This window comes from Mobiluncus sp. (assembly GCF_985070215.1).
In genome coordinates, this window is the sequence record NZ_CFKZQR010000002.1 from 27841 (window position 1) to 44928 (window position 17088).

Annotated in this window: 3 protein-coding genes; 2 read left to right on the plus strand and 1 reads right to left on the minus strand. The window is 55.7% G+C overall.

What is annotated here, in order from left to right; translation table 11 throughout:
* Nucleotides 1-169: 169 nt before the first annotated feature.
* A complete protein-coding gene (locus AC5LBQ_RS00675) occupies nucleotides 170-15247 on the minus strand; it encodes a VaFE repeat-containing surface-anchored protein (protein WP_493264322.1) in 15078 nt (5025 codons plus the stop codon).
* A gap of 720 nt (nucleotides 15248-15967) precedes the next feature.
* Here AC5LBQ_RS00675 and AC5LBQ_RS00680 point away from each other — a divergent pair.
* Nucleotides 15968-16153, plus strand: a complete 186-nt coding sequence (locus AC5LBQ_RS00680) for a hydrolase (protein WP_282922435.1) — start codon at nucleotides 15968-15970, stop codon at nucleotides 16151-16153.
* 357 nt (nucleotides 16154-16510) lie between these two features.
* A complete protein-coding gene (locus AC5LBQ_RS00685; protein WP_491680359.1) occupies nucleotides 16511-16996 on the plus strand; it encodes a prolyl-tRNA synthetase associated domain-containing protein in 486 nt (161 codons plus the stop codon).
* Nucleotides 16997-17088 lie beyond the last annotated feature (92 nt).

The following is a 17088-nucleotide window of genomic DNA, read 5'->3' on the forward strand; positions in this document are numbered from 1 at the left end:
ATAAGGGGGGGAATAGCCGGGTAGCTGCCATTATTGGCAGCTACCCGGCTATTCCCCCCCTTTAGGAACACTCAAGTAGGTATGGCGCTGATTAGAGCCGCACACAAGCTGAAACGGCGAGGTCGTGAGACCTCGCCGTTTCAGTATTACAGCCTAGGGCTTATGTCGCCTACTGCGCGTCAGACTGGCGCTTGCGCCGTGCTGCCAGCAAGCCAATCCCTGCACCTGCCGCAATCATCAGGATGGACAAGCCACCAAAGATTGCTGCTTGCGCACCGGTCCGAGCCAATGTTGGCGGAACCTTCGGGTGCATCGGAGGCAGGGTGGTTGCCGGGGCGACCGGGATGGTCGGCGGGTTGCTCGGCGGCGGAGTCGTGGTCTTAGACTCGACCGGAGGCGTACCAGGCGTGTACGGCGTACCAGGCGTGCCAGGCGTGTGCGGCGGAGTCGTCGGCTTCACCACGTTCACGGTCTGCGAAGCATCCTCGAGATCTTCGTGAGCCAGAATCGGGGTGTAGGTGCCAGCCGGAGCCGTACCAGCCTCAGGCAGGTTACCAACGTAGGCCTTCTCAAAGACGACCAGCTTCTCGCCGTCAGTCAAGCCTGCCGTATCCTTCGCGGTCAGCGGAATCGACATCTTCCAGCTACCGGAGCCGTCAGCTTCAGCCTTCAAGCCAGCCACGGTCACCGGCGAACCAACGATGGAGCCATCGGACTTCTTGACCAAGGTTCCGACCAAGGTGTACTCGGCACCGGCCTTCAAGCCGCTGTAAGTCACCTTATCGTTCACGGTCGCGCCTTCACCAGCGGTAATCGCCTTGGCACCGGACAATTCCGCAGTGGTCTGGAGGTCCAGAGCCGGACGACGAGTGATGATCTGCTTTTCATCGCTGTTGTCGCGGTGTTCCACAATCGGCTTGTCGTCGGCCTTGGGCTGTCCGCCATCCTTCGTCATCTCGTAGAGAGATTCGAAGAATACCACGTCAGCATCCGGGTTAGCGTCGGCGGGAACCACCATCGGGTTAGCCTTATCAACGACCCATTCGCTGTTGTCGGTTTCGGCCGTGACCTTCGTCCACTTCACCAGCGGGTTGCCATCGGCACCCAGCACTGGCTGGTTGTCATTCGGATCATCCGTGCCATCGACGTAAACCAGTTCGGTCTTGAGCCAGTAGTCGCGTCCTTCCACCAGGTTGGTGTAGGTGACGGTATCGACCACAGCCGTGTCCTCACTCGGCTTGAGCATCTTGCCATCATCAGCGGTCCGCGCCACGGTCGCCAAGGTCGGCTTGACCAAGCTGAACTCGTTGAGAGCGGTGACGCTCACAGTAGAGGCCGGGGTAATCTTGAAGGTCTTGGTGGCACCCTCGGCACCATCAGTCCAGCCTTCAGACTTCCATGTAACCTTCCACTTTGCCTGGGTCGGAATCTGCGCCTTGGCGTCGGTTTCCGTAATGGTTATGTCAGTACCCATCGGGAAGCCGTCGAACTTCTGGCTGACAGCCTTGGTCGGATCGTTCGGGTCAACCGTCAGGTTGAAGCTGCCCTCGAGAGCGGTCCCTTGCTTGGCGGTCTTGCCATTCGGCACGTTAGCCTTGTAGGTAAAGTTCCAGGTTGTCGGAATCTTACCAACCACGTCCCCGGGCATATCCGCAGCCGTCTTGATTACCTTGGTGACCTGGAATCCACCGAAGTGGGTGGAGACTTCCAGCCACTGAGTACCAGCACCCGAAGCGAGATTCTCTTCATGGTGGGAGGCAATCAAGCCTGCAGCAGTCTTGCCAGTCGGCAACTTGGACAGCTGCGTCTCGAAAGCATCCCTATCCTTAGGCATCCGATACAGGTCTTCCCACAGAACGACTGTCTTGTGTTCCTGAATCAGCTCGGTCGGAACCTTCACATCGATGGTCCAAGTACCGCTGTGACCACCCACTGCGTAGCCGCCCTCAACAGTGACTTTGCGCACCTCAGAGGGGACGTAGTCAATCTTTTGAGCCTGGCCCGCCTTGTCGTACTCGACGAAGTAGGTGTGCAACAGGTACTCGCCACCCTGCAGGTTCTGGTACTTCACCAGGTCGGTGATCGTGTCGCCATTGCTGGCCTTCTTATCGAACTGACCGGTGGTGTGCGTACCGATGGTGACTTCGTTAGTGAACACGTTTTCAGCGGTCACTGTCACGTTCGCAACGCGGGTAGTACCGTTCGGCGTGCCACCGACGATCACTGTGCCCTCGCCGTTCTTCGTGGACTCAACGGTGACGCCGTTGGCCTCGGTGAACTTCACGGTGTCCTTCAGTCCGGCTTGCTCTTCAGCATTCTGGACATTCTCGCTGATGGTGCACTTGTCACCCACGGGAATACCGTCAATGGTCGCGGATTCACCTTCGTGCAGGGTAATCGTGTCAGTCGAGCCCTTTTGGACGCACTTGACGGTGAACACGTACTTCGCGTTGGTGCGTTCGACATTCGCGGTGTTCTCATCCCATCCGGTCACAGCCTTGGTCAGGGTCAAGGACCCGAACTCGGGACGGTTCACGTTGATGGACTGAGAGTCGGCAGTAATGTCGTTGTGCGTAGCCACCGGCTTGTTGTCACCCTTCGGGGTTACCTTGCCGCCGTCAGTACTTTCATACGTGCCTTCCGCCCACAGCTGCTCGAACACGACCAGCTTGTCGCCATCGGTTGCAATGTCCGTAGCCTTGACGGTGATGTCCATGGTCGTTTCATAAACCTTGACATCCTTACCGTACTTGGCGATTTCGTCAGCGTTCGGGTCCACAGCCATGCTCGCGGTGACCTTTACGGTCTTCGCGTTCGTAGCCAAGGCAGTCTCATCACCGTGACTGTAAGCAATCTGGCTGTAGACTTGACCGCCCAGAGCGTAGGTCTTGCCTTCCTCAACGTTCACCATGCGGATTACGTCGTGAACCGTGTAGGTTTCAGGAGCCTTCTTGCCTTCCTGGTTGACGCCCTTCCAAACCGTCAGGTTTGTACTGCTGTCAACACTGGCAGAGGTGCCCACGCCAGGATGCTGGACCTTCACAGTCTGGTTCTCATCCTTCGGATCCTCGTGATCCGCCACGGGCTGGCCCTTCAGCTGCAGCGATTCGAAAGCAACCAACTTATCGTTAGCCTTCAAGACGCTCAACGGTACCGTGAACTCGACAGTGGCAGCTGTCCCATCCTTGATAGTCCCGTTCACGCGAGTGGCGCCGTTAGTTGCCTTCGGGGTGGTGAACTTGCCTGTGCCAACCACACCGGTGTCACTGACCGTACCGTCAGCCGCGATACCCATGAGCTTACCGCTGAGGGTGTACTCGGTTTCGGGCAGCAGGTTGAAGAACTCAACGTGGTCAATCAGCTTGACGTTATCGCCTTCCCAAACAACCTTCTGGCCTTCGTATTCCAGCTTGGTGCCAATCCGAGGCACGTCCACAACCGTCACGGTCTGGCGACCGTCATTCGGTTCTGCGTGCGTCTTATCCCACGTGATGGTGGCAACGTTAGCCTTGATGGTGGTGTCATCACCAGTCGCGAGGGATTCGCGAGTCAGGTATTCGTACGCCACCAGCTTCAACTCGCTGCCAGCAGCCTTGGCCGCTGCCATCGGAGCCTTCAGCTGGTCAGCCGTCACGTTGAACTTGATGTCCTTGGTCATGTCCACACTGTCAGCGGTGAACCTCTCTAGGCCATCTGCCAAAACTGTTTCGTTAGGCTGACCGGCGTTGTATACCAGGCGGGAAACCAGCACGTACTTCTCACCCTTGATGAGACCCTTCATCTGGACCTTATCCTGCAGATCCAGCGCCGCATCGGTCGCGATGATCTGGGTGCCGTCCTGAGTCAGGTCGGTTTCAATGCTCGGGTTGTAGGCGGTCTTTACCGTCTGGTCGGAATCCTTCGGATCCTCGTGCTTCAGCGGAGGTTCGTTCGGCTTGTCGGTGCGAATCAGCTGTTCGTAAGCCACGTACTTGTAGCCGGGCTTCAGCGTACCCGCCGGGATGGCGTTGTAGCTAACCTGCTGGGTGCCACTGGCCTTGTCCGGGGTGAAGGTGGCGGTGCCGGTGATACCGGTATCGCTGACCTTACCGTCCAGACCGATTTCCATCAGGGTCGCATTCAAGGTGTAGGAAACACTCGGAGTCAAACCAACGTAGCTGACCGTATCAACCAGCTGCTTGGAGTCGACCGGAACGGTCGGAACCGCAGTACCAGCCGCACGCTTGCCGTCCACGCTCAGCACCGTCTTCATGCCGGGCTTCACGCTGGAGCCAACAGTCTGTGCCGGGTCGTCCGGATCCCGGTGAGTAGACTCAGCCGGACCGTCTGCCTTCTCACCGAGGTACAGGGTCTCAAACACGACCAGCTCGTCGTTCTCAGCCACAGTACCGGCCGGAATCTCGAAGGTCATGAAGTCGTTCTCGGTCCAGGTCGCCTTGTCAGCCTTGAACGACTTAGAGGTGACCTTGATACCGGTGGACTTGTTTTGAGTCTTGTTCCACAGTTCGCCAACGACCACGTAGGTTTCCCCAACCTTCATATTGGTGAAGGTCACGGTGTCCTTGACCGTCGACTTAGCGTCAGCAATGACCAAACCACGGTCGCCCTCAGCCCTGGCCTTAGTGGCGAGCTTCGGAGCCCAGATGGTCTGAGAGTCATCGTTGATGTCGTGGTGAATCAGGAATTCTTTACCATCCTTCAGAACGGTCTCGAAGGCCACGACCTGCTTGCCGAGGATAACCCCAGTCGGAACCTTGAACTGAATCTCAAAGAATCCAGCACCGCTCGGATTGATGTCGTTGCCGGTACCCGGACCGACCTCGATGGTGGATTCCACCAAGGAGCCATCGGGCAACGTCACGGTCTTGCCGGTCGCCTTGTCCTTCAACTCACCCTTCAGGGTGTACTTCTGAGCCGGATTCAGACCGGTGTAATCCACCCGGTCGGTGATGACCACATCACCGGAGTTGTCCACTACCTGGTCGCCATCAGCCTTATCTGTAGCGGTGGTGTCCAGAGAGCCGACCGTCACGGTCTGTTCAGGTGAAGCGGGGTCTTCGTGGGTGGCAATAGGCTTGCCATCCTTACCAACCAGTTGCTCGTAGACCACGAAGGAGTGACCGGCCTTGTTGGCCGCGAGAATCTTGTCCGCCTTCAAGGTGAACTTCATCTCACTGTTTGTCCCGGAGAACTCACCCTTTGCAACTGTAATGGTCACTTCGTTACCAGTCGCAACCGGGGTCTCGGAGACGAGCTTGCCATCCTTGACCTCCATCAACTGACCCTTGAGGGTGTAGGTGCCCGGAGCGGCCACCTTCCAGTCAACGGTATCGGTGATGGTGACGTTGCCCTGCTTCTTTGCGTCAGGGTTGACCTGAATCATCTTGGCGCCATCCGCAGTCTGCGCGACTGTGGTGATGGACGGCGGGTAGACAATCTGGTTGCCATCGTCGATATCGGTGTGGGTTGCCAGCGAGGTCTCGCCCTGCTTCAGGTCCTCATAGACCACAACTGGAGCGGTAGCCAAACCGGCGCGCTGTACCGTGAACTTCACGATGGCCTGGAACGCGTCCGCATCGGTGCTGTTGGCCTTATTAGCCTTGAAGGTGACCGGCTCGGTCGTGACGTACTTGGCGTCAATCGCCTGTCCAGCCTTTACCTCAGTGCCGTCAGCCAAAGTAGCGTCAGCCTGGTAGTGCAGAGTACCGGTAATCGTGTATTCCTTACCGATTTCCAGACCCTTGTAGTCCACCAAGTCGTAAATCGTGACGCTGCCATCCTTGGCGGCTTCCAGGTTCTTATCCTTCGGATCCTTGGAAGTGCCGTCATAAGCGGTCGTGTCGATTTCAACCGGGTTTACCGTGATGGTCTGACCCTCATCTTTCGGATCTTCGTGCGTAATCACCGGAGTACCGGTCGTATCCTTGCCGTCGAACAGCTTCTCGACAACCACCATAGACTTTCCAGCCTTGATGGAATCGGCAGGAACCTTGAATTCCATAGTCTGGTCGGCGATAGTACCGTCCGCACCAGCAGTTACGATCTTCGGAGCCGCAGTGACACCGGGCACCTTATCACCCAAGGTCTTGGCACCATTACCGTCAGTATTGACGTAGTACAGCTCACCAACCAGGGTGTAGTTGTGCTTCGGCTCGAACTTGCCGGTGAACGTCACCGTATCGACGATGGTCGCGTCCTTTTGACCAGGAGTCATAGTCTGGTTCTCATCAGACTTATCGACTGCGGTGGTACCCATGGAACCGTTGTAGACCGTCTGGTCGCCATCGTTGATGTCATGGTGCACCGCGATGGTCTTGCCCTCGTGCTTGAGGTCCTCGAAGGCCACAATCGGTTTACCAATCAGACCCAAGTCAACGGCCTGCTGTGCGGTAACCGTAAAGGTCAGGACGGTTTCACCGTTGCCCTTGGCATCGGCGGTGATAGTACCGGTCTGGGTAATACCCGTGGATTGACCTTCCGCGGAGCCATCCTTGACCTTCAGTTCGCCGGACACCTCATAGGTCTTGCCCGGAATCAAGCCAGAGGCCGTCACCTTATCGTTGATGGTGAAGTCCTTGGTGACATCCACGTACTTGTCGCCGGGTTTACCAGCGCCGTTGTATGCGTCAGTAGTGACACCGGGGACGTAAACGGTCTGAGCCTCATCCTTCGGATCGGCGTGTTCAGCAACCGCGGTAGCTCCGCTCTTCGGCTTTCCGGCCGTCTGGTCGAAGTCGTCCGCCTTGTAGAGTTTCTCGAACACTACGTACTTCTCACCGCTCACGACCTTCACACCTGGGAAGGTGAGTTCCATCTTGCCGCTGGCAGCGCCCTTGGCGACAGTCAGCGTCTGGTGCGCGGTCTGAACCGTAGTCGTGCTCTTGTTGTTAATCTTCGTGAGCTCGCCGTACATGACGTAGTTGCCCGGAGCGATGGAGTTGTAGGCGACCTCATCGGTCACAACCACATCGGAGAGTTCCTTGGTCTTGGAATCCTTAACCGGCTTGGCGTTACTCATGTCAACGGTTGCGTTGCGTGTGACATCCTTACCGTTAATGTTCTGGGTGGTAGGAGCACCATCCTTGACACTAGCGGTCGTGCCGATTGACGGGCTATAAACCGTCTGATCCTCATCGGTGATATCAGAGTGAGTCGCTACGACTACATCGCCATCCTTGACTTCCTCAAAGGCCACAACTGTTTGGGTCTTTAGGGACTTAGCCTTGACGGTAAAGGTCAGTTCGACCTCACCCTCTTTGACAAGGGCATCGCGCGGACCGTCGACCGTGAAGGTCTTGGTTGCGGTTGCGCCCGGATCGTTGAGCGCACCAGCATCGTTTCCGTCAGCATCCTTGACATGCAAGATACCGGTCACAGTGTAGGTGCGACCTCCGGCGAGGTTGTTCCACTTGACCACATCCTTGACCGTAACCGTCGCGTCATCCGAAACTGCCGGGGTCACAGGCTTGTCAATCGAAGCGGTTGTCTTTAACTTCGGCGTGTACAGCTTCTGGCAGATGTCCTTTACATCCGCGTGGAAGGGCAGGTTTGCCGCCTTGGACATTGCCTGCAGTTCAGCCGGAGTCTTGCTCGCGAGACTGTTGACATCCACATCAGCCGGCAGCATGTATTCGAACATTACATATGTGGCACCTGGGGTCAGGTTGGCAGTCTTCAGAGTGAACTCGTTGTCTACCTCATTGAGGCCGAAGAAATTCTGTCCAGCCGGAACAGTAATCTTCTTGTGATTGTCCACTGCGGACTTACTGGTATCATCCGTCTGCACCAAACGTCCGTACAGGTAGTAGTCACCTGCAGAAACCCTGGTGTACTTGAGGTTATCAGTGAGTTTCTGTGTGGCCACATCCTTTTCATTCGTAGACATGACTCGCGAGTTTGTCGTCCGGTCGTAGGCAATAGTCCACATCTCCGGTTCAAACTGCGGAACGATGGATTGACCCTTTGGTAGCGTCAGCTCAGAACCGTAGGCCCTGCACTTGGCGCAAGCCTGGTTCAGCTGCATCGGGTTTCCGCCGTTGAACACCATGATGCCCGCGGCAATACCTTCGGGATGTTCCTTCAGTAAGCTAACCGGAATCGTGAAGGAAATCTCCGTAGTGAAATCAGTCGCGTTAGCGGGAACGGTCACTTCCTCAGCGTAATAATCCCAATTGGCGCCGCCTTCGCTCTTCCAATTCAGGTATCCCGCATCGAAGATGCCCGTCTTTCCGGCCATCTTGGTGGAGTACAACCGCTCCACCACCGTGTAAGTCTGGCCCGGAGTGACGTTCTTCAAGGTAACTTTATCGGTCAGTTTGACTCGATCTTGATTAGGTTTAATATCGATTACCTTGATGCCATCCTTGAATACGCGCTGGCCGTTAGCAGAAGCCTCTTGTCCAGGAGCATCCAAGACAGTTTCAATACTGGCGAAGCAATCCCACCGGTTGACCATCTTCACGGAGACGTTGGCTTCGGAAGTTACATCGAACGTGATAGCGGCCTTTTCTTCATCAGACCCCAACATGTCAAAGGCGTACTTAACCGGGGTGGCCAGAGCCTCGCCGTTGGCATCAGTGGCCGAAATTTCAGCCTTGTGACGCCAGTTGCCGTACAGGAGGGCATTCCGGTCGTTAAAGCTCTGATCGTCCAGCTCCGCTACCGTACACTTCGAGTTGTACGGCACCGTGCCAAAGTCGAGGGCATTGCCGTTAACATCAACCTTGACTGTCTTATCAACAACCGTGTCATTGCCGCTCTTGCAAGTGACGTGCATATTCACGTAGTTGCGGTTCATGTAGCGGTAGTACTCGTTGTACTGCTGCCTCATGTTGAAGTTACCCACGGAGTAGTCGAGTCTGCCGTGTGCAGAAGTAGCTTCCGCCACCTTCTGTAGCGACAGCTTGACTTCCTTGTACGTCAGCTTGTTCGTAGCGGTCAAGCCGGTAGTAGTACCGTCCTTGCCGATGATGAACTTGCCGGCGGTAGCACCTTCGGCACCGAACACAAAGTTACCTTCAGCGCCAACAGCAGTGTAAGGAGTCGGCTCTACGCCCTTCATGGTCGTAGATTCATCCAGCGACCAGGACACTTCGGCAGACACGCCGGCGGTGTTACCGCTCGGGGTTACCTCGCGGATGGAGCACTTGGAACCGGAAGGAAGGTTTCCAGAAGTCCAGGTCTTACCAGCCTCGATACTGAACTTGTTAGGAGCATCCTGGGTACCAATCTTGGACCCGTCCGGGGTCACACACCAGTACTCGAAGTTGTACTTGCCGTCAACAATCGCAGCGTTGGAGTCAGAGGCAATCGCCTTCGTGACGCTGAACTTGCCGTTCGCGTCAGAGTAGACGTTATCTACCTTGACCTCAACCACGTTGTCCTTCTCGACTACGAAGTCGTTCTCCGACAGGGTAGCCGACAGGGTCGAGCCTTGCTCAGTTTGAGAACCGGCCTGGTCCTCGGTGATATGGCACTTGTAGCCGACAGGGATGTTCTCTGCGAACTGGTAGCCCTTATCGGTGACTTTCGTTACCTTGCCTTCCACCTTTTGGGTGGCATCCTTCGGATCAGCACAGGTGTAGGTGAAGTCGTAAGACTCCTTCACCGTGATGTTCTTGGCGGCAGTAACCGACTTAATAATCTTAAACTTGCCCAGCTCGCGCTCGTAAGTGTTGACTACCTCGACGGTCCGGCCCTTTTCGGTATTCAAAGTGACCGTAGCGGTCGCCTTGTCGGAAAGGACGTTCTCGCCTTCCTTCATCTGAACGGTCCAGGTGTGTCCAGCCACCTTTGCGCTGGCGTCAGATTCGGTGATGGTACAGGTCGCACCGACCGGGATCTTCACACCGTTCACATCAGCGCTGAACTCGGCCTTGTCAGTGTTCTTAAAGGTCTTGCCGTCCATGATGACGTGTTCGGTGTTATCAGTCGGGTACTTACAAGTCGCCGAGAGCTTGACCTCCTTAGAGCCAACGTTGGTGTTCTTACCAGCCACGACGGTCTTGCTGACCACCAGCTTGGTGTCGGGCACCGTGAAGTCGTTGGTGGCGCCAATCATCAGCGCTTCGTCTTCCTTATCCACGGTGAATGCCACGCCGTTGGCCTGAGCACTCGCGTTGGTATCGAAAGGCTTGACTTCCTTGCCGTCAACCGGGTCAGCGGAGCCGACAGTCCACTTGGTCGTGGGCTTCTCGTTAGCCTGAGCGACTGCCGGTTTCTCCCACACGACACACTTGGTGCCTACGGGGAGCTTCTCAACCGTGACCGGGTCGCCACCGGCGCTCAGGTTGTAACCGACACCGTTCTTAACCTCTCCGGCCGGGGTCTGGCAGGAGTAGTTGAAGTAGAACTGTTCCTTGTGGTTACCAGCGTTGTTACCGGTGAGGGCGGCCTTGTAGAACTTAAAGCCGGTCATCTTTTCGGTGTAAACGTTGGTAGCGGCGAACTGGAAGACCTTGCCTTCAGTCACGGTCTGTTCACCGGATGCGAGGCCCTGACCTGCCGGAACGAAGGAGGTCGACACGTACTTCAACGGGTTCGCGTTCGGGTTGTTCACCAGCTGTTTGTTGGTGGCATCCAGTTGAGCCTTCGGCTCAGCCACGGAACACACCGAACCCTTCGGCACCACAATCTCTGCCGATTCCTGACCGGCCTTTACTTCGATGAAGTCAGCCTTGGCCTGAGTACCAAACGGAGTGGCCTGAGTGTAGGCCTTGCCGTTCGGGGCTTTACAGTTGTAGGTGAACTTAAAGGTGGCGTCGGGGGCAAAGACGGCTCCGCCCTGGACAACCTTCTTAATGGTGAAGCTCGCCTTGTCGTATTCCAAGGTGTTCTTAGCTTCCAGCTGCAACACCTGAGACTTGCCATCCTTTTGTTCGGGAATGGTGAACTGCTTGTAGCTGGAGTTAGCGCCGCTGCCGTTGGCGAGGTTCGTCACCCAGGACGGGGTGACGGTGACGCCGTCAATCTCTACCGGCTTTTCCTTGATGTAGCAGGTGGTGCCGACCAAGATGTTGTCAACGGTCTTGGTTTCCCCAGCCTTGACGTCCAGGGTGCCGTTGGTCTTCGCGTCATCGTCACACTTGTATTCAAAAGCGAAGGTGGCGGGTTCAGCCTTGGCGTCGCCGTCAACGTTCTTGGTGACAGAGAACTTGCCGTAGTTGGCCTTCACCGTGTTGGTGGCCACAACCTCCACTTTCGGCTCGGTGCCTTCCTTGATGGTTACCACTGCGTCGTTTCCACCCAGCGACTGGGCATTGGTGTAGGAAACCTTGCTGGTAGCAGCCCCGGTGGACGGGTCGTCCTCGTGAATCATGCAATCAGTACCTGCCAGGTAGGACTTCGAGGTCCAAGACTGGCCAGCCTTCAGGTTGACGGTCATTGGGTCATCATCCCCACAGGTGACGCGGAACTTGAATTGCGTATCCTTCTTCAGCGGGTTCGCACCGTCAGCCTTGACTTCCTTGGTCAGCTTGAACGAACCCATCTTGTGTTCGTAGAGGTTGGTCGCCTTTACCACGACAGTTGCGCCGTTGGCAGGAACCTTGAACTTGAATCCATCAGCGGAGTTTTCCAACACGTTGGTTGCCGGAATTCCGGTTTGCCCGAAGTTCAAGGACTTAAAGTTAGCCCCAGGCACCGCGGTGCTACTCGGATTCTCGGTGATGGTACAGGTCATGCCGGCCTTAATGCCAGACGTGACGGCCACCGGAGCGCCATTAGCAGGGACAGACTGGTACTTCCAACCAGTGTCTGCGTTCCCGCCCTGGCAGCGATAGCGCAGCAAGAAGTCCTGGTTAATGGATTCCTTATCTCCATTGTCGAACCTGGCCTCCTTTTGCAGGCTGAAGGCCGCATCGGCGGGCTGGTAGTAGTTGACGAACGCAACCGCATCGACGAAGCCATTCTGAATCGGTTTCACCGCAATCGTGTTCGACTCGGTGGTTTTACCTGAAGCGTTCGTGTTCGAGACGACTACGTTGTAGCCTTCCGGAGCCTTCGGCTTGGTTTCGGTAACGGTGCACTTGGTGCCAACCGGCAGACCCTTGACTTCATAGGTCCACAGGTCGTTATCCGTATCGGTAGAGGCATCCTCGGGAAGCGAGAAACTTCCACCAGCCACACCGTTGTCACAGGTGTAGGTGAACTCGAACTTGCCACCGTTGGCAGCAGCCGCGGCATTCGCATCGATGTTGCTGTCACCCTGGACCAACTTCATAACCTTGAAGCCGCCAGTCTGTTCCTCGTAAGTGTTGGTCGCGATGACTTTGATGTCACCAGCCTGACCCATCACGAACTTGACCGAGGAACCTACCGTCGCACCATCCGCAGTGGCGTTAGTGGCAGACCAATTGGGAGCGGACATGTTGACCGGAGCGGACCGGTAGGTTTCCTCGATAGTGCACTTGGCGCCGGGAGTGACATCAATGGTGCTGGGCGTTCCCGCCTGGGTGCTATCCGTATTGGCCGCGCCGCCCTTAGCGGGAGCGTAGAGGGTCTGATCCGTTCCATCATCACAAGTGACGTGGAAAGTCACGTTGCCGCTAGCCTTATCGGTAGCACCAGTTGCAGCCTTCTCCAGAGTCAGCTGAGCCTTGTTCTTAACGATGTTAACGGTCTGATCCGCGTGCTCACCGGTGTGCTTGGCGATGATATTGAGCTTGCCGTAGGCAGAATCAATTTGTCCGCCACCGGCGTACTTCGGGTCGGAAGTCGCCAGGACTTCTTCGTAATAGAACTTATCGCCGTCCTTAACCTCGGAGGCCTTCAACTCGTACGGGAACAGACCCGGCAAGGTGCCGTTACCGATAATCATCGGGGCGGGGACAGTGTCGGTCAACACCGTGGTGGGGACTCCGCCGCTAACCTTCCTAAGCGTGCCAATCAGGTACTTGGCATTCGAACCGGTATCGGCGGGGATGTTCTCATACTTCAAATCATCGGTAAGGGTGATGACTTCATCCGTACGGGAGAACGTGGCGGTTTCTGCGCCTCCGGGCACCGAGTCAGCGCCATTCACCTTCGCGGTGGTGGAAATGGAAGGCTTCGGTTCGGGAACGTGGGTCCAAGATACTTCCAGTTTTCCAGAGACAGTGAGGTCCTTCTTTAACACCACGACCTGAGCTTGAGTGGGGCCGTTCGGCTTATCAATGAAGTAAGGATTCTCAACGTTCTTAACCGAACCCGCGAAGGAAATCTCAAACGCGTTTTGATTAGCAATCTTCAGGGTCACCCCATTGACCGCATCCTTCAGGCTAATCTTGTTGATGGGGTTACCGTCCTTATCAGTGGCACCTTGCACCGCAAGGTAAACCTGGTCACCAATTATCTGGCCTTCTTTAGAGCCCGGGTCGTAATCGTTCAACTTCACGGTCAACAGGGAAGTGCCATCGTTAGCCGGTTCCAGAGACACCTGATCGAGGTGCATGGTTTCCAGAGCTTTAATGACATTGCCATCCGGGCGATTCTGGTATGCAGTACGAGCTTGCTCAATGAGGGATTTGACATCGGTAACACCCGCATCACCCCATGACATCTTGTCAAGGTTCCAGGCACGCCCATTATCGGTAATGCCAAAAATGACCATCCAGATTGCGTTCTGGTAATGACCCCAGTTGGCACCATTACTATTCTTGGCGAAATGCCAAGCCAGGGCCTTAACGGTTTCTGCCTTCTCAGGGTTATCTTTAGCCCAGTAGATTGTGGATTTGGAAGGGTCAGTGTAAATCTTGTGTCCGCCAGTTTGGAAACCATAGAAAGGCTCCACGCAGAAACTCGCCTGTCCGTCTACTTTGAAAGAGTTCGTATTATCGCTGGGATACAGAGCCAGGAAATCAATTGCGGGATGATTTGCCGTACCTTCATTTCGATGCTTTTTCCCCCATTGCCAGACATTTGACTGGCCTTTTTTATCGGCTGTCCAGTTCTTAACCAAGATAAATGAACCCACGGGAACGATAGGTCCGTTTTCTTCACAAGCCTTAATGCCGGGGAACTTAGAGGCGCTGGGAGCTTTGCTGTATTGCTCTTCGAACCAGTCCATGCCCTGCTTGAGCAGATTATCGAACTGGGCGTTTAGGTTATCCACCATTTTTTCCTTGGTGGCAGCGTCGATGTTATGGTCCTTCACGAACTGGTCCAGTTGATCCATCACATCCGCTTTAGCGTCATCGACCTGTTTTTTGAAGTCTGCAATAGCGGTGTCTTTATCAACGCTGGGATCAAACTTGAGCTTGATTTCTTTCATCGTGGGCTCAAATTTGTAAGCGAAAGGAACCGCGCCGGAAACGACCGTCTGGGTCGGCGTCGGGTTCGCACCCCGGTCCTCACCCACAGCCGTCGGTTCAGAAGGCTCTGTCGAGGGTTCTGCGGAGGTGGCAGCAGGCTCGACCGGTTCTTCAGTAGTATTTGCAGGCAACTGCGGAGCATTGGCGGAACCGGTGGACTCGGTGGAGGTACCCGAGTCGCCGGAGGGGTCGGCAGTCTTGCCAAAAATCCGCGCCTGAGTCGCGCCCGTATCTGCAGGAGCGCCAGCCGCTGCCATCGCTTCGCCTTCGATGGGTTCTAAGCTCAGGGTGAGGGTACCCTCATCTTCCTCAGGCTCAGCAGAATAAACAGCAGAACGGTTGGAGGAAGCCGCCTGGCTGGAAGATCCTGAGGGGTTAAAAGGTAGCGTAGTGGAGGAACTACCAGGGAAGATTACCCACGCCCCAAAACCCCTCTCGGTGTTAGCAGCAAGTTTTTTCTTAGCAACAGGGCCACGGTCGGGGGCAACCTGGTCTAGGGCATCGTAACCATCCCAGTAGGGGTCGCCTGCTCGGCCGACACCGCTGGCCTTGGTAATACATTCCTTGGGTAGGTAGTGCGCTGTGAAATCCCCGACCTGGGCTGTCTCGCCGTAGTGCGCCGCAGCTTCCTGCGGGTCTTTAGTCGAGAACAACTGTCCGGTATATGCCAACCTGTAGCGCACATTGCCGTTGGAACCGACATTAAAGTTTGCATCAGGCGAAACGGTCACCGTGGGATGAACCGAAGCCTGGGCTGCCGGAGTGGCCGCCAAGGAGGGCATAACCAAACCGCCAACGGCCCACGCCACGGCGATAGCCGAAGCTATCACCCCCGCGGTCCAGTTCCGGCTCTTTTTACCTTTTTGCTTATAGCTCACCAAAGTGGGCTTTCCGGGCTGATTTTGCCGCGGTTTCTTGGCTATAGCACTCATGCTGAATACCTCCATATTGTTAGCCATTTCTTCGGTCTGGGCCCTGGTGGGGACACTTCACCTGCTTATATACAGTGATAAGAATACCAGGTTTCCCAGCTATCTCCAAGAGTACTTCCAGGATTGTGCTGACAATCTGACTATCACTCCAGAGTCGTTCGGTAAACCCCAGTATTGCTTTAGGAAAACTCAGCTTAACCGGGCAAAATTCGCCAAAAATAGCGGCAGTTTTCAGCGCCCTCCAAGAATGCGAAGCTGAGTTTGTCACCTCGAACCGGGGTTCCAAAACGGCAAATAAACAGTAAAAAGTGCGTTTTTCTGCAAAATTCCCCAGTATTTTCCGCAAACCTTAAAATAACCTTAAAAATTGAATTCGAACCTGAGAATGAAGCCTCCCACCGGCGCTTTTGCCGTCTAATTCGACCTGCAACACCACCGCTGCGGAACCGACCTGGTGAAAACGCCTTCGTTCTCGAACACAAATCCCCGCCTAGGCGACGCCGGAAAATCGACCAGACATTTCCAGGATTCCTTCAGACTACACGAGGCCCCGGTTTCAGATAATGAAACGGGGAAACCCTCGGATATGGACAGAAACCCCCAAAAATCCGCGAAAAATCCCGGTGAAAGAATTTGGAAAAACAACTTGTAATTTCCTGAAAATCGGGTATAGTTGACTGTATAGCGGCGTTGATGCTGGACTTGTCCGTAATCAACTGTCCGCGGGGAGAGAAATATGGAGGAACCATGCAGACACAAAAGAAGGGCGTATTTGCCGCAGTGGCGTTAGCCCTAGTGGTAGCTTTGAGTACCCTACTGCCTGCTCAGGCTGCCGACCACGAATCCAAACTGACCGGAAACACTCAAGTACAGCCCGTAGAAATCTCCTACGGCAGCTACGAACAGGTTCTGGTGGAGGTCAGCGCCGACTAACTCAGTCAGCCACAGCCTCATGACCCGCCGTAAAACGGTGGGTCTATTTTGTTATACTTAGCGGTTTTTGGGATGCTGAGGTTTTGAACCGCAGATTTTTGGATTGCCGTTTTTGTGCACTGCTGATTTTGCGCCGTCGATTTCGCTTTCTCCCGGTTTCCTCTCCTGCCGACCGCGCCGCCCCGAACCCACTTCGGGCTACGATAGCCTTACACACTTCGGTGCGAGCCCCGGCCTAATGAGCACATTGGCCCGGCGAACACCAAGCTCGGGCCGACCCAGATTCGGCGCGTGCCCCGGCCTTGTGCAGGCCTAACCCTGCGCGAACCCTAACCGCATACCCAGAAGGAGGAACGTATGGAACGCAGTAAAATACTGGAAACCCTGCAGGAACACGGTGTCGAATACAAGCTGGTGGAACACCCGCCGGCCACGACCATCGAGCTGGCGGACGAATATATCGAGGGCCACGAGGGCGTGCGCACCAAGAGCCTGTTCCTAACCAACCGAAAAAAGACCCGCACGTACCTTTTAATTACGGACGAGTTTAAACAGATTGACCTGAAGGGTTTCGCGGATACGGTCGGGGAAAGCCGCCTGTCCTTCGGATCCGGAGAGCTGCTGGCTCAGACCCTCGGCCTGGAACCGGGAGTCGTCTCGCCCCTCGGAATGATTGATCCCGGCCACCGTTCGGTCGCGCTCTACCTAGACAAAGCCATGATGCAGGAGGAAATTTTCACCTTCCATCCGGGCGACAACCGCGCCACCCTGTTCCTGGGGACCCAGGATTTCCTGCGACTCTATGACGAGCTAGGGATTGAATATCATCTGGTGGAGGTGTAATTCCGCACGCTGGTTCCGCGGCCGGTTGGGTCGGCTGGCGGACTTTATTGGCCGAGTCGGAGCGGTTGGCCGGTTTGTCTGCCCGGCCCGGC

Bases quoted from the DNA above. Each gene is read 5' to 3' on its own strand.
- AC5LBQ_RS00675 (WP_493264322.1), bottom strand. From the start codon at position 15,247: ATGGCTAACAATATGGAGGTATTCAGCATGAGTGCTATAGCCAAGAAA.
- AC5LBQ_RS00680 (WP_282922435.1), top strand. From the start codon at position 15,968: ATGCAGACACAAAAGAAGGGCGTATTTGCCGCAGTGGCGTTAGCCCTA.
- AC5LBQ_RS00685 (WP_491680359.1), top strand. From the start codon at position 16,511: ATGGAACGCAGTAAAATACTGGAAACCCTGCAGGAACACGGTGTCGAA.